At 44.9% G+C, this 18,984-nt stretch carries 16 protein-coding genes and 1 pseudogene; 5 read left to right on the forward strand and 12 right to left on the reverse strand.

Annotation, left to right across the window (positions count from 1 at the left end; all coding sequences use genetic code 11):
• Window positions 1–173: 173 nt before the first annotated feature.
• The 9 genes from M1D59_RS21435 to M1D59_RS21475 form a co-directional block, all read right to left on the reverse strand.
• Entirely contained in the window at window positions 174–953 is a 780-nt protein-coding gene (locus M1D59_RS21435; protein WP_026580362.1) for a hypothetical protein, read from the reverse strand.
• A gap of 15 nt (window positions 954–968) precedes the next feature.
• The gene (locus M1D59_RS21440; protein ID WP_456283070.1) at window positions 969–2,561 is read right to left on the reverse strand and encodes a ribonuclease YeeF family protein; all 1,593 of its coding nucleotides are present in this window, start codon (window positions 2,559–2,561) and stop codon (window positions 969–971) included.
• A gap of 17 nt (window positions 2,562–2,578) precedes the next feature.
• Complete coding sequence (locus tag M1D59_RS21445) at window positions 2,579–2,848, reverse strand: YwqI/YxiC family protein (protein ID WP_020453522.1); 270 nt, start codon at window positions 2,846–2,848, stop codon at window positions 2,579–2,581.
• 9 nt (window positions 2,849–2,857) lie between these two features.
• Complete coding sequence (locus M1D59_RS21450; protein ID WP_023856887.1) at window positions 2,858–3,250, reverse strand: DUF5082 domain-containing protein; 393 nt, start codon at window positions 3,248–3,250, stop codon at window positions 2,858–2,860.
• 354 nt (window positions 3,251–3,604) lie between these two features.
• Window positions 3,605–3,871, reverse strand: coding sequence for a hypothetical protein (locus M1D59_RS21455; protein ID WP_026580364.1), 267 nt, complete (start codon window positions 3,869–3,871; stop codon window positions 3,605–3,607).
• A gap of 161 nt (window positions 3,872–4,032) precedes the next feature.
• Entirely contained in the window at window positions 4,033–5,334 is a 1,302-nt protein-coding gene (locus M1D59_RS21460; RefSeq protein WP_456283069.1) for a pyrimidine-nucleoside phosphorylase, read from the reverse strand.
• Window positions 5,335–5,364: 30 nt separating this feature from the next.
• Window positions 5,365–6,546 carry a NupC/NupG family nucleoside CNT transporter gene (locus M1D59_RS21465; RefSeq protein WP_023856885.1) on the reverse strand — a complete coding sequence of 394 codons (1,182 nt, stop codon included), beginning with the start codon at window positions 6,544–6,546 and terminating at the stop codon, window positions 5,365–5,367.
• An 81-nt stretch (window positions 6,547–6,627) separates the two neighbouring features.
• Complete coding sequence (deoC, locus tag M1D59_RS21470; RefSeq protein WP_020453526.1) at window positions 6,628–7,299, reverse strand: deoxyribose-phosphate aldolase; 672 nt, start codon at window positions 7,297–7,299, stop codon at window positions 6,628–6,630.
• Between the two features lie 125 nt (window positions 7,300–7,424).
• Window positions 7,425–8,363, reverse strand: a complete 939-nt coding sequence (locus M1D59_RS21475; RefSeq protein WP_020453527.1) for a sugar-binding transcriptional regulator — start codon at window positions 8,361–8,363, stop codon at window positions 7,425–7,427.
• Between the two features lie 513 nt (window positions 8,364–8,876).
• Between M1D59_RS21475 and M1D59_RS21480 the strand changes: the two genes are divergently transcribed.
• The 5 genes and pseudogenes from M1D59_RS21480 to M1D59_RS21500 all read left to right on the forward strand — a co-directional run bounded on the left by M1D59_RS21480 (window position 8,877) and on the right by M1D59_RS21500 (window position 15,866).
• Window positions 8,877–9,938, forward strand: coding sequence for a lipoprotein YdaJ (locus M1D59_RS21480; RefSeq protein ID WP_458118065.1), 1,062 nt, complete (start codon window positions 8,877–8,879; stop codon window positions 9,936–9,938).
• A complete protein-coding gene (locus M1D59_RS21485) occupies window positions 9,919–10,758 on the forward strand; it encodes a diguanylate cyclase domain-containing protein (protein ID WP_448155853.1) in 840 nt (279 codons plus the stop codon). The genes M1D59_RS21480 and M1D59_RS21485 overlap by 20 nt, the downstream gene beginning before the upstream one ends.
• Entirely contained in the window at window positions 10,748–12,478 is a 1,731-nt protein-coding gene (locus M1D59_RS21490) for a DUF2334 domain-containing protein (protein ID WP_458117688.1), read from the forward strand. Before M1D59_RS21485 ends, M1D59_RS21490 begins: the two co-directional genes overlap by 11 nt.
• Window positions 12,471–13,733 carry a glycosyltransferase family 2 protein gene (locus M1D59_RS21495; protein ID WP_023856882.1) on the forward strand — a complete coding sequence of 421 codons (1,263 nt, stop codon included), beginning with the start codon at window positions 12,471–12,473 and terminating at the stop codon, window positions 13,731–13,733. Before M1D59_RS21490 ends, M1D59_RS21495 begins: the two co-directional genes overlap by 8 nt.
• 5 nt (window positions 13,734–13,738) lie before the next feature.
• A pseudogene (locus M1D59_RS21500) lies at window positions 13,739–15,866 on the forward strand (cellulose biosynthesis cyclic di-GMP-binding regulatory protein BcsB).
• Window positions 15,867–15,896: 30 nt separating this feature from the next.
• On the opposite strand, the gene M1D59_RS21505 reads toward M1D59_RS21500, so the two are convergent.
• The 3 genes from M1D59_RS21505 to M1D59_RS21515 are packed head-to-tail and all read right to left on the reverse strand — an operon-like array spanning window position 15,897 to window position 18,984.
• Window positions 15,897–17,186 carry a valine--pyruvate transaminase gene (locus M1D59_RS21505; RefSeq protein WP_025810541.1) on the reverse strand — a complete coding sequence of 430 codons (1,290 nt, stop codon included), beginning with the start codon at window positions 17,184–17,186 and terminating at the stop codon, window positions 15,897–15,899.
• Window positions 17,183–18,421, reverse strand: a complete 1,239-nt coding sequence (locus tag M1D59_RS21510) for a DUF6421 family protein (protein WP_458117689.1) — start codon at window positions 18,419–18,421, stop codon at window positions 17,183–17,185. Before M1D59_RS21510 ends, M1D59_RS21505 begins: the two co-directional genes overlap by 4 nt.
• Window positions 18,418–18,984 carry a prephenate dehydratase domain-containing protein gene (locus M1D59_RS21515; protein WP_020453535.1) on the reverse strand — a complete coding sequence of 189 codons (567 nt, stop codon included), beginning with the start codon at window positions 18,982–18,984 and terminating at the stop codon, window positions 18,418–18,420. The genes M1D59_RS21510 and M1D59_RS21515 overlap by 4 nt, the downstream gene beginning before the upstream one ends.

Raw genomic sequence — 18,984 nt, forward strand, 5'->3', positions numbered from 1 at the left:
AAGCATTCAGATACAAAAGCAAATAAAAAAATTGAGATACCGCTCTCATTCTCATTTCTATAAGGCAAACTTGCTAACAAAAAAGCTATAAACAATAATATAACAACGTTGCTTCTTAACCAAAAAAAGAAGCTTTTTTTTATTGAAAACATAAAATTAGTCCTTTCTACATTCTATAAATCATAAAATTCATTCATAACGGCCACTATTTTCTCAAAATATTCACCCACTGCTACCGGCTGAAGATAAAGAGAACCGGTTTTTTTAATATTCTCATAATCTAAATGCCAAATGAAATCGTCGCTTTTTAATAAAAACACAACTTGATCTAATCTTGTTTGGTTTTGAATATAGTCACTTTCAACAAAAGAAATATTATCAAGTTGTTGATCGTTCGCTAAAAAATCAAAAGAAAATTGACTAATAGACGGATGCGTTTTCGGGTCTTCCGCCATTCTCTTGATGACTTCAGCTTCCACCTCATGAAACTCATCAAATGAATCTTCATCCATTTCAAAAATTTCATGTTCTGGTTTTTTATCCGTATATGAATGATAAAATGTTTTCAACATTTCTAAAAATCGGTCTCTGCTTCTTAAAATCGAAAAACTATGATTTTGTTTTTCAATCTCCTGCACAATGAATTCATTATTTTGAACATGGTGTACAATCAACACCCTTTTTCGATGGATACAGCGGACTTTTCGCTTTGATTGAATGAGCAAGTGAATTAAGTTTTCTAACCCTTTTTGTAAATTAGATTCTGTGTCATCAGCCCAATATCCTCTTTGTTTTAAAAGATTTTCAGTTTGAGTTGAAAAAGGTTCAATATCTTTTTCATTTTGAATTAATAGCTGATCATTAATTATATCCTCCGCGGCTTTATCATACCTACACAGTAACAATGCGGCAACGAGTTCATTTGTTGTTAATATAATTTTAGAATCAATCATTAAAACTCCTCCTCTTTAACGGAACCAACTAGTCACAAATTCCTTGGCCTTTGAAAACCCATCTGATACTGAATCTGAAATATTCGAAACTTGTTCTTCTGACCATTCCTTCACATCATTTAGTTTATCTTCTACCCATTCACCTGTGTCTTCTCCCCACTGTTTCACTGAATCTCCAGAAACTATAGATCCGGTAATACCAATTCCTGCTCCAATCGCTCCTCCAATAAGGGTTCCTGGACCTGGACAAATAAGGGACCCTATCGCGGCTCCACCAGTTGTTAAGCCCGCAACTCCGACATCCATTCCTATTCCTGCGGAGAACCTTCCCCATTTTTCCCCATTGCTTTTATCTCTGTTTTCATCACTAAAAAACTCAGATGAATTCGTTAATAGAGAAAATGCAGTTCCAAAACCAGGAACCCTTTTAACTAACTTTCCAGGAGCTACTTCATCCTTAAACTTCCCAAGAGTCCCTTTCACATCAAGCTTAGTCTTATAACTCTTCAGTTCCTCTGGCTTATGCTTTAGGAAACTTTGGCTTTCTAAAATCTTTTCATATGATATTCTTGTTGTGTTAGGCCCCAACCCAACAATCTTTCTCAAAAGGCCGCTTGGTTTATTTTGAAATTTGCCGAGCCATTTTTTGATTGGTTTGCTTGAGTTTGGATCGCCTTTTTTCAGGATATTGTAAACAAACTGAGCCACCTTGGAATCGTATTTTCCGTTAGCTCCCTGCGTCCATTTCGGAGAGGCTTTCACACGGAAGTTTCCTTTTCCGTCTTTTTCAAGCTCAAGCATTTTCGTCGCCAGTACATTCACGGCTATGACGCCTTTTGTTACAGCCAAAGCGCCGTTTCCTGTACCGATTAAATCGAGCCATTCAGCGATTCTGCCCATCATTGTCGGATCGTCTTGTTTTTCTGCTAAATCAACGGCTTCGTCAATCATTTGTTTAACGACATCTGTTTCAGAAAAGTAGTTTTCAACCTCTTTAATCGTTTTTTTAGATAGGATCGCGCCTCCCTTTGACCAAGTGTTCACTTTTTCAGTGAGCTTGGAAAGCTGAGCGATCGAATTTGACGATTGTTTTAATATAGAATTAGTATCACGATCAAGCTCTTTTAAATCAGACACTGTGTTGTTCACATGTTTTTTTGCTTCGGAAATATGCTCATTAAATGACGCCAAAGAGATAGATCCGCCCCCAATCAACTGGCTGATTTTATCAAATTCGTCATTAATCGAATCAACCGTATCATTCGTTTGACGTTTCAGTTCTGTTAAGCCCTTTTTGACATCATGCGTCAGAAACTCTTCTTTTACAAAACCCTCTGTTGATTCATAGGTTCTGATTTTTGCTTTAATATCTTTTAAATTCTGTATGTATTGATCAATAAAGTGCTGAAAATAAAGCAGCACAGGAAGATGAAGAACCGAAAAGTGTTCTTTGATCGCATTTCCGCCTTCTCCTTTTAATGCATCATCAAGCTCTGCAATTTTTTGTACACTTTCCCTTATGGCATTGATTTCTTTTTCCTCTTGCTTTTTTTCCTTAATCAATTGGTCTATCGCGTCAATGACTTCAGAGACATCTAAAACTTTCAAGAGAAAACCAGCCCTCCTTATTTCATTTTTTGAGAGATGTTTTTATCAGTATCAATCAGGACTTTAATGTTTGACCATGCGTCCTTTTCAACTGAAGATAGCGCCTCCTTGTATTTTTTTAATAGCTGCTCGTATTCCTTTTCGATTTTTTTTATTTTGTTCACTACATCCATTGAAGAATTAGTGATATCGGCTTTTGAACCTGCTATCGAAAGTGCGCTGATTTTTGTCTGAAGGCTTGAAAACGCCGTTTTGACTTCTTCTGCTTTTACCTTTATTTCTGCCATTCTTTCACCTCAATGATTGACTTGTTTTTTTATATCTGTAAGCTGTTGTTTTTGTATACTTAGAAACATCTCCATATTAGAGATTTGCATTTCAAGATTTTCAATCTCTTGCTCAATATGTGAAATCAGACCATCTGTTTCTCTCTGTATATTTTGATAGCTGTGTGCAATATTTGATCTTATATTGATAAATTGATTTGTATGTCTACCGTTCCATATATGCGAAGTAATATCTGGCTGATTGATGAGATTGGCATTGTTTGAAAGGGTGTGAAGTTCACCGGTAATAGCTGTTTTTGCTTTTTTCAGTTCAGCGATTTTGCTTTGTGTATCCTTTATATTGTGAGATAAAGAAGAAATATCTTTTTCCAAAGAAGCGATTTTAGCAGCATGGTTTGACATATCGGGTTCACCTCGTTTTTCAGAAAATAAACGTCTGCACGTTACTATTCGCTTATTCCACAGTATTTCGGTTAGGTATATTGTTGCTTTCCGATTGAATCCAACGTTCTTATAAATCAGACCTTTTTCATATTACAATATCATCCAAAATAGGTAAATAGGATAATGGACTTGGTTTTCTTGGATTTTCTTGAATTGATCCATTCAAGCTTCTCACAATGTTCTTTGAAATAGCATTAGGTGCTTAGTTCAAATGACCTTCTTCAAATCTTGCCATTAAACAAACAGCACACACCCAAGGTTTTCTCAAAATATCCGTTTTTAAAAACCGCCGGATTTTCCGGCGGTTCTCTTTTAACTGCTCCATTTCTTGAATTTTTTAAAATATATACAAAAGGAAATGATTCCGCCAATTATGCCTGTCAAAATTGCCAATATGAATGAAATAAACAACAAACCCAAATACCCCCATCCCAGCGCTTCATCCTGGGAAGGTTCGCCCGTCACAAAAGATTGCATGTAAAAATGCGACAGTATGGCATATAGGATAAATGAGCATATACCTATAAGGATAAAGATTAAAACACTAATACCAGAAGATACTAGAATACGTTTGGCCACGTTTAAAAAAACCTCCTATTTATCTATACCTTTCCGTCCATGTAAAAAGATGACACCTAAGACGTATTCATGCTACAAGAAAGATTAAAATAGGTAAATGAGAAAAAAGGCCCATAAAAACAGCACACACCCAAGGGTATGTGCTGTTTCTGCATGCTCTTCTATTCCGTAATCACCGTATGCACGAGCTTCGGCGCTTCGGCTTTTTCAGCGATTTGAATGTTGTCGTAGACTTTTACGATGACGTCATCGACATTTTCGCGGTTTGCGTATAGGGTAACCAATGGTTCGCCTTTTTCGACTGCGTCGCCGACTTTTTTGCGAAGCATGATACCGACGGCGAGGTCGATTTTGTCTTCTTTTGTTGCGCGGCCGGCGCCCAGCAGCATGGCCGCGACGCCGATTTGATCGGCGACGATTTCAGACACGACGCCCGCTTCTTTGGCGGGAATGTCGATTTTGTAGGCAGCCTGAGGCAGCTTTTCAGGGTTATCCGCGACAGAACTGTCGCCGCCTTGGTTCTGAAGGAAACCCTTGAATTTTTGCAGCGCTTTTCCGTTTTTCATTACATCGATCAGTTTCTCTCTTGCTTCGTCAAGGGTCTCTGCCTTTTTGGCGAGAACGACCATTTGGCTGCCCAATGTTAAGACAAGCTCAGTCAAGTCTTCCGGACCTTCCCCTTTTAATGTATCGATCGCCTCTTTCACCTCAAGGGCATTTCCGATGGCAAACCCCAGCGGCTGGGACATGTCGGAGATGACAGCCATCGTTTGGCGGCCGACATTGTTTCCGATGCGGACCATCGCTTTCGCAAGGTTGACGGCGTCTTCATCGGTTTTCATAAAGGCGCCGGCGCCTGTTTTGACGTCAAGGACAATCGCGTCCGCCCCTGCGGCGATTTTCTTGCTCATAATCGAGCTGGCAATCAGCGGGATCGAATTGACCGTGCCTGTCACATCGCGAAGGGCGTACAGTTTTTTGTCAGCAGGCGTCAAGTTTCCGCTTTGGCCGATGACGGCAACCTTGTCGCGGTTGACAAGTTTGATGAATTCGTCTTTAGAAAGTTCCACGTGAAACCCTTTGATCGCTTCGAGCTTGTCAATTGTTCCCCCTGTGTGTCCAAGGCCGCGGCCCGACATTTTGGCGACCGGGACGTCGAGAGCCGCAACAAGCGGCGCAAGTACGAGCGTCGTCGTGTCGCCGACGCCTCCTGTTGAGTGTTTGTCGACTTTGATGCCTTCAATCGCGGAAAGATCGATCGTTTCGCCTGAGTTGACCATCGCCATCGTGAGATCGGCCCGTTCTCTGTCCGTCATGTCCTGAAAATAGATGGCCATCGCCAGAGCGCTCGCCTGATAGTCAGGAATGCTGCCGTCTGTGTAGCCTTTAATGAAAAATTGAATTTCTTCTGTTGTCAATTCTTCTCCATTTTGTTTTTTAGTGATGATATCAACCATTCTCATTGTGATCACCAGTCCTTTTTTCAATGTTTATCAATAGATCAATCCTACAACGGTCGCTGTCAAGAAACTGACGAGCGTTGCGCCGTATAGCAATTTCAATCCAAAACGTGCGACGACGTTTCCTTGTTTCTCATTCAGTCCTTTAACAGCGCCGGCGATAATTCCGATCGATGAGAAATTGGCAAATGAGACGAGGAAGACAGAAACAATCGCTTCGGTGCGGCCGCTGAAATGGAAGCTGCCTTGTGCGAGAGACTGCATCGCGACAAATTCATTTGAGACCATCTTGGTTGCCATGATACTTCCAGCATTCACCGCTTCATGCCATGGAATACCCATCAGGAAGGCAAACGGCGCAAAAATAAACCCGAGCAGTTCCTGGAATGATATGCCTAGTGCGGCGCTGAAAATGCCGTTAATCATTGCGATGATCGCGACAAATCCGATCAACATGGCGGCCACGACGACGGCGACTTTAAAGCCGTCCATAATATATTCGCCCAGCATTTCAAAGAAGGATTGTTTTTCCTCTTCCTGTACCTCTACCATATCATGTTCTCGATCGACTTCATAAGGATTGATAATCGAAGCGATAATAAATCCGCCGAATAAGTTCAATACGAGCGCGGTGACAACGTATTCTGGCTTCAGCATCGTCATATAGGCGCCGACGATAGACATCGAGACGGTTGACATCGCTGAAGCGCACAGCGTGTAAAGTCTGTGCTTAGGCAGCAGCCCCAGCTGCTTTTTTAACGAAATGAATACTTCAGATTGCCCCAGTATCGCCGAGGCCACGGCATTGTATGACTCAAGTTTGCCCATCCCGTTGATTTTGCTAAGCGCAAGACCAATATATTTTATAATGAACGGAAGGATTCTCCAATATTGCAAAATACCGATTAAAGCAGAGATAAAAACAATCGGGAGCAGCACGCTGATGAAGAATGTGGATTCATTCACATTCACCAGCCCGCCAAAGACAAAATTTACACCTTCTGCGGCATATTCAAGCAAATACCCGAAGCCTTTGGCAAACCCGCCGACGAGATAGTTTCCGACGCCCGTGTTCAGCAAAACATATCCCAATGCAAATTGCAGCACGATCATGATGATAACCGGACGGTACTTCACTCTTTTTTTTCCGCTGCTGACCAGCCATGCAAGCCCTAAGACGACAAATAAACCGATGAGCCCGATAAGATATTTCATGTTTTGATCCTCCTGAGGATGTATTCGCTTACATTTTTGTGTCTGTGCGCAGGAAGCTTTCGCTTCCAGCTGCACTGGATCTTAGTAGTTATCTTCATTTTTTCCTTCTGCTCCGCTGACGATGGAAACGCCTGCACTTGCACCGATCCGGGTCGCTCCGGCTGAGATCATGCTTTCAACGTCCTCTTTTGTTCGAATGCCTCCAGATGCTTTGACACCGATGTCGGGTCCGACTGTTTTCCGCATGAGGGCAATATCTTCCGCTGTCGCTCCGCCGGTTGAGAACCCGGTTGAAGTTTTGACAAAGTCGGCACCGGCAGCAACAGCCAAGCGGCAAGCCCGCTCTTTTTCCTCGTCTGTCAACAGACACGTTTCAATGATGACTTTAACAAGCGCTTTACCTTTTGCGGCTTCAACGACTCCGCGGATGTCCGCCTCGACAAAGTCATCGTCTCCGTCTTTTAAAGCGGCGATGTTGATGACCATGTCCACCTCTGTCGCGCCTTTTGCGATCGCGTCTTTTGTTTCAAACGCTTTTGTTTCTGTCGTGTTGGCGCCCAGCGGAAAACCGATGACTGTGCAAACATCGATTTCCGTTCCTTTCAGCTCTTTGGCGGCGAATTCAACCCATGTCGGGTTGACGCAAACTGAAGCGAATTGGTGTGTTTTCGCTTCTTCTATTAATTTTTCAATCTCGGATTTTTGTGTATGCGGTTTCAATGCTGTATGATCAATGAGATTTGCAATCGTCATATACTAGCACTTCCTTTGTATAAGATAGTTTCAGCATAACCGATTTTTGAACAAATGTAAATTACCATATGAAATTTTGTTCAATAGAAAATAAAGTAAAATCCAGGCTGTTCTTCCTGGACACTTTAATCATCTAGCAGCTCTTTCGCCGTATGCTGATCAATAATCAGCACATTGGCATATTTGCCTTTTAGTGCACCATGAATAGCGGCTTTTTTCCGGCTGCCGCCCGCTACGAGAATCGACCGTTCTTTTTCCCTCAAGTCAGCCAATTCAATGCCGATCGTCCGCGAGTCGATAGCATGGCTGCAAATGTTTCCCTCCGCATCAAAAAAGCGCGAACAAATATCGCCGACTCCACGTTCTTTCAGAAGGGCTTTTTCCTCTTCATGAAAATACCCCAGCCTGAACAGCAGGGCTTCATCACGGACTGTGCCGACTGTAAATAACGCAATGTTCGCCTGTTTGCCCATTTCTATGATCCGCTTAATGTGCCTGTCCCGCTCTACCATCTGTTTAACTTCCGGATTGTCAAACACGACCGGAAGCGGCAGATACCTCGGCATCGTTTGAAAGGCTTCGGCAAACAGCTGAATCGTTTCAGACGAATAGGTGTTGACACTTGAGTGGCTGATTCCGCCTTTCAGTTGTACGACCTCTGCGCCCTTCACCTGTTTGGGCTGCATATTTTGGGCGATTTGGTACATTGTCGTTCCCCAGCTGACGCCGACAATGTCGCCGTCCTTGACTGCGCCGTGCATGTATTCGGCTCCGAAGCGGCTGAGATAATGCGTGATGGTCGTATAATCCGCGGTCGGCGAAAAAACAACATGTGCTTCCATGAGCCCGTATTTTTCCTCAAGCATCGCACCGAGCGCATCCATATCTTCAAACGGATCCATGACGCGGATTTGGACATACCCCTTTTCCTTGGCGAACTGCAGCAGCCTTGATACCGTCGGTCTTGAAATCTGCAGCTGTTCGGCGATTTGCTGCTGGCTGTAGTCAGACTGATAATAGAGCCTCGCAGCTTCAATGCTCAATTGCTGTTTTTCCTTGTCCATCACGTTCCTCCCCTTTAGTAACGCTTTAACCCATATTATATAGGTTCATGCTCCTTCTCATCCAGCTGAATTGCAAAAAGACGGCCAGTGTGCCGGCCCATGCGCCACTACATGTGTTCATATCATATCTTTATCCTTTATATATACATCTTTTTCTGCTGTCAGTTCTTCAGCTGCGCTTGTCCGCCGGTAAAACACGGTTTCATCTCATAGCTGAATCAATACCTCACCAAGATTTTTTCTGGTTGCTCTGGTCTCACACAGGCTATCCATTCACGTCCTCCGTTTATTTCTTTTGGTATTTTTTTATGAAAATCAATACGAAAATCCTTCTATTGATGGAAAAACATTTTATTATTGGACTTACGTCCTCTTTTTGGATAGTCCAAAAAGATCAAAAAAATCTAGCAATCTCCATTTTTTCATTTATAATAAGTAAGTCAAAATTATTCTCAAAAAAAACATTCGGGGTGATCTATCGTGAAAGCACCCGTGAGGTATATATGGATTGGTATGATCCTGTGCTTTTTATCGGCCAGTCTGGCCGTCGGTTGTATCAAAGCTGAAGATCAGTCAGATGATGACAGAAATGATGAAGCGCTGCAGCCTGCCGAACACTTCGTTTACCATCATTTAATGAGCGATCAGGGGCTGATTAAAACCAGCTTTTCTGACCAGCCTGTTTACTTGTCGGAATCGCTTGGCTTGTGGATGGAATTTTTGATCAGTAAAAAAGACGGCGAGCATTTTCATGAGCAATATCAGCACCTGACCGAATCCTTCCTTATGAAAAACAACCTGGTCTCATGGCAAATCCAAAACGGCCAGGCAAGCGGGGTAAACGCCTTGATCGATGATCTCAGAATCATGGTGAGCCTCGATCAAGCGGCAGCTCTATGGGGAAACAGCGAGTATAAACAAACCGCTCTGAACATCGGTTCCGCATTAAAAACGCACAACATGAACAACGGGATATTGACGGACTTTTACGACTCCGCCTCTCAATCCGCATCAAAGGATATCACGCTTTCCTATATCATGCCAGATGCGCTATCCGTCTTGAAAAAAAACGGAGTGATAGATAAGGATACCGAAAGGCGGAACGCCAACATTCTTTACCGCGCCCCTTTGAAAAACGGTTTTCTCCCGAAAGTGTACAGTACAGAAACGAAAGCATACACCTATGACCATGAAGTCAATCTCATTGATCAGCTTTACACAGCTTGGCATTTACCGCCGAAGGATCAAAAAGCCGCTGTATTAGCGGATTGGCTCAAACAGACGTTTCAAACCGGCGGCAAACTGTATGGCCGGTACTCGATCGATACAAAAAAGCCGGCGGTTCAATACGAATCTCCATCCGTCTACGCTTTGGCGATATTATTTTTCATCAACCAAAACGAAGATCAAGACGTCATCAAAGCGCTGTATGATCGAATGAATGATTTTGAAATTCTTGATTCGTCTGAGACGTATTATGGGGGATATATGAGCGGAAATGATACGCATTCTTTTGATAACCTGCTGCCCCTATTAGCCGAAAGGAAGCTTTTAAATGAAAATATCATTCAATGATTCGCAAAAAATGTTCGCTTATATGACGGGAATAGCAGCAGCTCTTGCGTTGTTCATCCATTATGTCTCAGCCCCGCAGTCCGAATCCATTCTCGTCATTTGCATCACACTTGCCATCATCGCAGCGGGAATATGGCTCGGATCGATTTACGCACTGGCTGGGACGATCATCGTCCTGTTTGTTCTCGGAACTTTGATGATGTTTCTTCACACAGACGCTTCGTCTGAAACGGAATTGCAAACCCTCGTCATCTGGGGAATAGCGCTTTTGCTGTTCTCCTTCATGTCAGGGAGAATCCATGACATCGCGATCGGACTTCACCGCTCTGTCAAACACCTTCAAGACGAGATCAATAGCTTCGTTGCAATTGACAGGGTGACAGGCTTTGATAATAAACAGAGGATGAAGCTGGAGCTCTCGGAAGAAATCAAGCGGGCGGAGCGGTATGGCAACTCATTTGTTTTTTTACTGCTGCAAATGCATTATTTCAAAGAGTTCAAATCCCTGTACGGAGAAAAAGAAACCGACCGTCTCTTTCAATTTGTCAGCAGTCAAATCAGATCATGTGTCCGGGAAACGGATAAAAAATTCCGGCCTGCCGAAGAGCGGTTCGGCATCCTGCTGACACACACGCCTGCTGAGCATATGCCTGCCGTCCTTGAAAAACTGAAGAAACAGCTGGACACATACCAGCTGAAAAACGGCAAGTATGTCACCTTGACCTTCCACGTGTGCCACTTATCATATCAAAACGATTTAAAGACTGCTGAGCAATTTTTAGAAGAACTAGAAAACGAGATGATGATGAATGAACTGTAAGCGGATATTACTTCTATGCGTGGCTGTCCTTATCCTGGCTGCGGTTTTTCATGTTCCGGACACCGCCGGGGCAAAGCAGCAGAAGCGCGGCATTCTCATCATCTATTCAACATTGGACGGCAAAAAATCAACCGATGTGAAAATGCTCGACCTTATCGCCGGCCATTTTACATCCCATGTGACCGTTGTAAATGATGCGGATGTCAAAGCTGCGGATCTGGCAGGAAAAGACCGCGTCATCTATTACGGACAAACGAAAAAAAAGCTGAACAAAAAGCTCGCGCAGCTGATCAGCTCCTTCCAAAAACCTGTGACAGCGATCGGCTTTAACGCCGGGCAGTTCAGCCAATTTGCAGATCTTTCGCTGAAAAGCGAAGACAATGTGTATCAGATTCGCAGCACAAATGAGGAACACGATACCTCTTTAGAAAGCGGAATTCGTGTCCTTGAGGTATCAGGCTTGAAGGGAAAAGCGTTGTACACATACAAAGCTGACGACGGAAAAGCTCACCCATTCGCATGGAAAACCGGCAAAAGTAACGTGTACATCGGTTTAACCGATTTGCTCAACAACAACCTCCTCGCCGCTAAGCAGCTCAGACAGGCATTTGGTGAAACCCCGGACAGCACGCTGTTATATTTGCGGCTTGAGGATATCAGCCCAATGTCGGATGAAAAACTGCTGCTCCAAGCCGGGGCTTATCTGCATAAACGAAATATTCCTTTTATCCTTTCTGTGATTCCGGTATATGTCAATCCTGAAACGGGCGACAAAGTCTATATGTCTGAAAAGCCGAAGCTTGTCAACGTGCTGAGGAAGCTGCAGGATATGGGCGGCAGTGTAATTGTTCACGGGTATACCCATACATACCGCTACAGCGAAACCGGTGAAGGATTCGAGTTTTGGGATGCTAAAGCCGATCAGCCGATCACATCGCAAAATGCGAAAGAGCCCGCGACCCTTTTGCAAAAGGAACAGAACTTTCCGAATGAAGAAGCATATCAAAACTATTTGAAGCCGTTCAGAAAAAATGAGGAAACGTACACGCGGCAGAAGCTGACGAACGCTATTGAAGATCTCACCGCAGAAGGGCTGTATCCGCTCGCGTTTGAAGCGCCGCACTATACGATGTCAGAGCACGGCTATCAGATCGCCTCACAGTATTTCACAAGCTTGTTCGGCCAGGTTCAGCTTAGCGATACAACATGGAAAACGTCAGGCGCCGGGCCTTTTGTTACCAAACCGGCAATACTCCATGGGATGACGCTCTATCCTGAGACCATCGGCTATGTTGATCAATCGGATCAAAATCCGCTCGGCAAAGTCGAGGAACGCATCTCTCAAATGATCGATTTTGAAGGCGGAGTAGCCGGCGCATTTTATCATCCTTATCTTGGAATGAAATATCTCCCTGAGCTGGTTGATCAAATGGAACGCATTCCGAACAGCGAATGGCTCGATATTAAAAAGACAAAGCAAACCGTTAAAACAGATAAAGTGGAAATTCACACAAGCGGAGATGGAACGATTCAAGTTAAAAGCAAAGTCAGCGCCATTGAGACGTTTTTCGATCATCACCAGCAAAGCCCGCTGGAAAAGGCGCTTTGGATTCTCTCTCTCATTGTGCTCTTGTTTGTTGTCATGTTTGTGAGCTATACCCTTTACTTGAGAGCCACATTAAAAAAACGAATCTTTAAGGAGAGAAAAAACCGTGGGTAATGTTCTGTTCCTAATCTCGTTAAGCTTAATATGGGTCATGCTTCTGTATCACATGTTTCTGATGCAGGGCGGATTCCGCCACTATATGACCTTCGAACGGAACATGCCGAAGTGGAAAGAGAACGTAAAGGATCTCCCGAAGGTCAGCGTTCTGATTCCTGCGCATAACGAAGAGGTCGTGATTCGGCAGACGCTGAAGGCGATGGTGAATCTCTATTATCCGAAGGACCGGCTGGAGATTATCGTCATCAACGACAATTCATCTGACCGGACGGGCGACATTGTAGATGAGTTTTCCAGACAATACGACTTTATTAAAATGGTCGTGACCAAACCTCCGCATGCCGGAAAGGGAAAATCGACGGCGCTCAATTGCGGTTTTGCCGAATCAAGCGGAGATGTCATTTGTGTGTATGACGCCGACAACACGCCCGAAAAAATGGCTGTTTATTACCTTGTCCTCGGGCTCATGAATGATCAGAAAGCCGGAGCAGTGGTGGGAAAATTCCGCGTCATCAATGCGGCGAAAACATTGCTCACAAAATTTATCAACATCGAAACGATTTGTTTCCAATGGATGGCACAGGGCGGGAGATGGAAATGGTTCAAAATCGCCACGATCCCCGGCACCAATTTCGCCATCAGGAGAAGCATTATCGAACAGCTGGGCGGCTGGGACGATCAGGCGCTCGCGGAGGATACCGAGCTTACGATCCGGGTCTACAACCTCGGCTACCACATCCGCTTCTTCCCGGCGGCCGTCACTTGGGAACAGGAGCCGGAAACGTGGAAAGTCTGGTGGCGTCAACGGACAAGATGGGCGCGCGGCAACCAGTATGTCGTCCTGAAATTTTTGGCTCAATTTTTCAAGCTGAAGAGGAAACGGATTATTTTTGATTTGTTTTATTTCTTTTTTACGTATTTTTTGTTTTTCTTTGGTGTCATCATGTCAAATGCGCTTTTTGTGATCAATTTATTTTATAATCTGCATCTTTCATTCGGTTTTTTGTCTATCATCTTATGGGTTTTGGCTTTCTTTCTATTTATGACGGAGGTCATGATTACACTGAGCATCGAAAAAACAGAAATGAACAGGCAGAACTTTTTCATCGTTTTTCTGATGTACTTTACATACTCGCAGGCTTGGATTGCGCTCGTGATTTATTCTTTATTCGTCGAAATCAAGCACCGCCTGTTCAAGCAAGAGGTTAAATGGTACAAAACAGAACGATACAATCAAAAGAAAAGCGGGTGACTTTTTTGAAATATATCATCATATGTCTGGCAAGCCTTATGCTGATCACGGCGACGGGACAAGCTGCAGCTGCCAAAGACGTTACAGTAGACGGCTCGATCCTCGGGAAAAACAGCCGGGAACAAGCCAAACAGCAAGTTCTTACAAACGATCTCTTAACCTTGTACGGGGCAAAAGACAGCGCCGAGTTGACGTATCAAATTCCAGCGGGCGCCTCCTCTGCCCATCAGCAGCTCACACTTGAATACGAGGCCTCAGACCTTTTAATTTCACCGTCTTCTTTAACAGCCGAGATTGATGGCGAACCGGTCAAAACGGTTAAGCTTGCAGGGAATGCCGGGAAGAAAACGCTGAAACTCACACTAAACAAAAGCCAGTCGTCTCCAGGGTTTCACAGCCTATCACTGAAGTTCTACGGAGTGGTTTATGAAGGCGTCTGCGTCAGACAGGACTCTTCCGGGAACTGGATCAAAATTTACCCGGACAGCCGTCTGAATATCGGGGAAAAGAACGAATCTAAAGGAGTGACGCTCGAACATTATCCTTATCCGTTCGCCCAGTCCGGCAGCTCCGTGGAAAAAACGGCAATCGTCATTCCGGACCATCCAAGTTCGGCTGAAATCGAAGCTGCAGTTAAAACAGAAGCCTACCTTAAAACGGTTGACAATAGCATCAGCACGAAGATCTTTGGTGAATCTGACCTGGCGAAAATCGACAGGCCGACGATTGTGATCGGCGTCCAGCATCACTGGAGCGGCAAAGTGAAAAAGCTGTTGAAACAAGCAAAGCTCGAAGCAAAAGAAGACAAGCTTTTGCTTGCGGAACGGATGCTCAAAGCAAAGGATAAGCAACAGCCTGTATTGTTTGCAGCTGCATCATCTGATGATGTTCTTTCTGAAAAGATCAGCGTCATTACCGATAAAACGTATGCCGCCCAGCTCAGCGGCGACACGCTGGCAATCGGCAAACTTCAGCAGCATAATAAACGGGAAGGCGGCAAGCTGACACTCGAGGATTTCGGGACGGGGGATTTGACAATCGGGTCCGGACAGACATCTTCCGAGCATTTTTATTACCCCGCACCGGCGCTATTAGACAAGAATCAACCTGCAAAGCTTTCGCTTACGATGAAAAAATCGGAGACGATTCAAAAGCAGGCCCGTCAAAGCGACTTAGCTGCGGAACAGGCGGAGCTGAAGGTCATGATCAATGGTCAGCCTCATTCCGTCGGACTTGACGATTTAGGAAAAGAAGACAAAAACGGCTTTTACCATGTTTCTTTAAAAGTCGATCCGAAACTTTTGCAAAAAAAACCGTTACATCGATATTCAATTTGCCACTTCAGGGTTGAAAGAGAACAACCCCTGCTATGCGGGGAACGGTGACAAGTGGATTTTCATCGATAAACAGAGTGCATTGTCTTACCATGTCAGCGACACGTCAGCTTCAGCCGATTTTCAAGAGTGGCCGCTTCCCTACGCGGGAGATCAGGACAACAAAACGCTGATGATCCTGCCCGACAAGGCGGATCAGTCAAAGCTTCATGAACTTTCACTTGTGGTCGGCTCCTTCGGCAGCGAAGCCAGGCAGGCATTCACAGTGAAAACATCCGCTGAAGTCAAACCGGATGACATGAAAGGAAGAAACATCATCTTCATCGGAAGTGTCGATCAATTCTCTCTGCTGAAGGAAAAAACATCCGAATTGGCTGTTCCGACGGCGAAAAACGGGGCATTTGATGTGTCATCTTTTCAAATGCTGAATGAAACGACGAAACAAATCGCGTTTACTCAAACATCGCTTTGGGATTCAAATTACTCGATGGCTGTTTTCGCGCCGTTTAAAGGGCAAGGCACAGCTGTCACAAAAGAAATGATCAACTTTTTAAACAGCAATGACTTCGCAGCAACCGTCGTTAATGAAACGGACAGCCATCAGCTGTTTACAAACCATCAGCAGCTGACAGCAAAATCAGCTGAAACCAAGACGGATGATAAACAGGAAAGCAATCAGCAGCATGTGATGTACATTGCCATCCTGATCGTGATCATAGCGGCAGCGGTTATTCTGATTTTGACAACCGCCAGGCGGAGAAAAAGAAAGGCCAATGGCGGCGGAAAGATTGACGAATAAAACAGGGGCTTGCTTCTAGCCCCTGTTTTTTTATAAGTATTCAACCTGCTTCTCATATACATCCTTCACAATTTTAGCTAAAATATCGATTCCCCTTATGATATCTTCATCCGCCGCGGTTAGGCTGATTCGTATACACTGGTGCGAATGCGCCATGGGGCGGGATTGGTGGTGAAAGAAAGATGAGCCGGGAACGATGATGACTCCGTCGGCTTTCATATACTCATACAGCGCCGCATCAGTCACCGGCAGGTCTTCAAACCACAGCCATCCGAAAAGCGCCCCTTCCCCTTGATGCAAATACCATTTGATGTCTTCAGGCATCTTGCCTAAAAGCGTATCCTTAAGCAGCTTGAATTTATTGCGGTAATACGGCCTGACTTCATTTAGCGACACGTCGGCGAGGCGCCCGTCATTCAAAACAGATGCCGCCATATACTGCCCCAGCCTCGAAGAATGGATCGCCGCATTAGACTGGAATGCTTCCATTGCCTGAATATACCGGGACGGCCCGATGGCGATTCCGATCCTTTCACCAGGCAGACCTGCTTTTGAAAGGCTCATACAGTGGATAATCTGATCGTTGAAAATCGGTTCCATGTCGATAAAATGAATCGCCGGAAAAGGCGGAGCATATGCGGAATCAATGAACAGCGGAACATTCGCTTCTCGGCAGGCGTCAGAAATGAATGCTACATGTTCGCCAGGCAGGATGTTTCCGCAAGGATTGTTCGGCCGTGAAAGCAAGACAGCGCCAATGCACGGATCGGTCCTCATCCTCTCTAAAAACGCCTCACGGTCGAGCTCATATCGAAACGTATGATCATCCAATACCGAAATGAGAGGAGGTATCCCCTCAATCATCTCCCGCTCCAACGCCGCTCCGCTGTATCCTGAATAGTCGGGAAGCATCGGAATCAAGGCTTTTTTCATCACAGACCCGCTTCCCATTCCGCAAAACGAATTAATCGCCAGAAAAAACAGCTGCTGGCTTCCGGCTGTAATCAGCACATTCTCTTTTCGAATGTCGGCGCGATACCGCTCTGAAAAGAAGCGGACAACACTTTCAATCAGTTCATCGGTTCCATAGCTCGATCCGTATTGGCCGATTACCGAAGAAAACCTGTCATCGTCGAGCAGATTGGCAAGAGCCGACTTCCACATGGCTGACACGCCGGGCAATATCATTGGATTGCCCGCACTTAAATTAATGTATGACCGATCTCCGCCGGCCAGGACTTCCTGAATATCGTTCATCACAGCCCTGACCCCTGTCTTCTCATTCATTTTCTCTCCGATTTTGCTTAATGCCGGCTTCACGCTTCCAGTCTCTCCCGCTTAAACCGAAGACGGGCGGTTTCGATTTTCTTATTGATCTCGTCAATGAAATATTGTTCCGGAACGCTGAACCGCTCGCCTTCACGCCCGGGAGGCAGGTATTGTCTGACATAGCGTTCCGCCGCCTCTTTGTATGCAGAGTCATCCTCGATCTCTTCCAGCTGTTCGATTTCAGCCACAAGCTTTTTTAAATCGTCCATGCATCGGGAAAGATCAAGCGACACGAGTTTCTCTTCTCCTCTTTGAATGGAACGGCCGTTTTCAATGATCCAGCTGAACAGAAAATAGCCTGTCCCGGAATCAAAATTCCGCGTTGCATTATGCTGGCTTGGATAGCGCAGCAGCCGTTCATACAAAACAAATTCGATTATTTCCTCCCAGCCGTCATATTGCCGCTCCCACAAAGTGAGGATCGCTTGGCAATCGACCTTGACTTCTTCTAAAATGCCTGCGAAAAAATTCATTTTCGCCTGAATATGCAGATGAAAAGGTTTTTTTCCGCAATGATGAAAATAGTCATGAAGGTAGCCCCACAGCACCCTTGCTTCATATGTGCGGTCGGGGGAAAGCTGAGCCGACTTGAAAGGCGCATGTTCAAAAATGGCCCTCGCTCTTTTCAGCGTATCCTCATGGTAAATGTGATAAAACTTATTAAAATAGAAAATCGCGAATGTCTGTGATGTAATGTTCTCTTTTGTTTTCACATTTTCCGGGAAGAATACGATACATTTTTCTTCCGTGAACCCCTTTGTTCCGGCGAGAAGCTTGAGGGATTGGCAGCCGTTTTCAGGATGGGGCAGCTCCTCTTCTATCGGCCTCATCATGGCAGGTTCTTCACGAACGGCCAAAAAGGCTTCAAAATAACAGCCTTTCGCATGTGGCCCATTCGGCGTCACGATCGGCGCCGCAAAAAAGGTCGTCTCCTGATCATTCGGAGCCCGGTAAGCCGTCAATAACCGGTCAAAATACGGCGTCTCCTCTAATCCGCGTCCGATCCAATCCAAGACGTCCTGTTTAAACGCCTCTTTTGCAGCCGTTAGGTGAACCGCTTCATAAATGGTTCCAGCGTCTTCTATCAATTGCAGCAGAAGCTGTTCCGCCCTTTCGCGACGCTCTGTAATCTGTCCTTTATCATTTTGGTACGTCTGTAATTCATGAATGTTCGGTACAATCTGCTCGTTGACCAAGTTTACAATGTCCCCTGTCAATGTCGTCATCGGCTTCCTCCTTCGATTGATTTAAGCCCGTGGATCGTAAAACACATCGGCACTTCTCCAAAATCTTGAATGACTTTCAAACGGTGTTCATCAGCTGCTTTAATCGTCGTGATACAGCCGTCAGCCGCGTTTGAAGCGCAGGCCAGGGCCGCTTGTGCATTGCTGGTGACAAATTGGACTTGACTGCTGAACAGCTTCGCCAGATGGGCGGGAGCAGGGTGTGAAGCGACGGTTTGAATGTCAGATGCCATCGTGTGCTGTTTTGCGGCAAAAACCATGTTGTATGTCGGCATCACAAAACTGTCTATGATCTTTAAGTCAGCGAGATTCTCGAATACAATTTGATGCAAAAACGGGTAAACGGCACAGCCTAAAAGAACTGAATTTTCTGTCGATTTAACATGAGGGAGCGCTTCTTCCAACGTTTCATAAAGCCTGACTTCCCCGCGGACCCCTTTGTTTTTGAGCCAAAGCAGGCCGGCTTTTTCGCAGTTCGTGCCTTTGGGACCGAGCGTATGGACAATCATCACGGCTTGTTCTTCCTGCACTTTAGTCGAGATCAT

Source organism: Bacillus sp. PK6-026, from assembly GCF_054161455.1.

Bases quoted from the DNA above. Each gene is read 5' to 3' on its own strand.
- M1D59_RS21510 (WP_458117689.1), bottom strand. From the start codon at position 18,421: ATGACGACATTGACAGGGGACATTGTAAACTTGGTCAACGAGCAGATT.
- M1D59_RS21480 (WP_458118065.1), top strand. From the start codon at position 8,877: ATGATCCTGTGCTTTTTATCGGCCAGTCTGGCCGTCGGTTGTATCAAA.
- M1D59_RS21475 (WP_020453527.1), bottom strand. From the start codon at position 8,363: ATGGACAAGGAAAAACAGCAATTGAGCATTGAAGCTGCGAGGCTCTAT.
- M1D59_RS21460 (WP_456283069.1), bottom strand. From the start codon at position 5,334: ATGAGAATGGTTGATATCATCACTAAAAAACAAAATGGAGAAGAATTG.
- M1D59_RS21465 (WP_023856885.1), bottom strand. From the start codon at position 6,546: ATGAAATATCTTATCGGGCTCATCGGTTTATTTGTCGTCTTAGGGCTT.
- M1D59_RS21485 (WP_448155853.1), top strand. From the start codon at position 9,919: ATGAAAATATCATTCAATGATTCGCAAAAAATGTTCGCTTATATGACG.
- M1D59_RS21435 (WP_026580362.1), bottom strand. From the start codon at position 953: ATGATTGATTCTAAAATTATATTAACAACAAATGAACTCGTTGCCGCA.
- M1D59_RS21490 (WP_458117688.1), top strand. From the start codon at position 10,748: ATGAACTGTAAGCGGATATTACTTCTATGCGTGGCTGTCCTTATCCTG.
- M1D59_RS21515 (WP_020453535.1), bottom strand. From the start codon at position 18,984: ATGATCTCGACTAAAGTGCAGGAAGAACAAGCCGTGATGATTGTCCAT.
- M1D59_RS21450 (WP_023856887.1), bottom strand. From the start codon at position 3,250: ATGTCAAACCATGCTGCTAAAATCGCTTCTTTGGAAAAAGATATTTCT.
- deoC (WP_020453526.1), bottom strand. From the start codon at position 7,299: ATGACGATTGCAAATCTCATTGATCATACAGCATTGAAACCGCATACA.
- M1D59_RS21445 (WP_020453522.1), bottom strand. From the start codon at position 2,848: ATGGCAGAAATAAAGGTAAAAGCAGAAGAAGTCAAAACGGCGTTTTCA.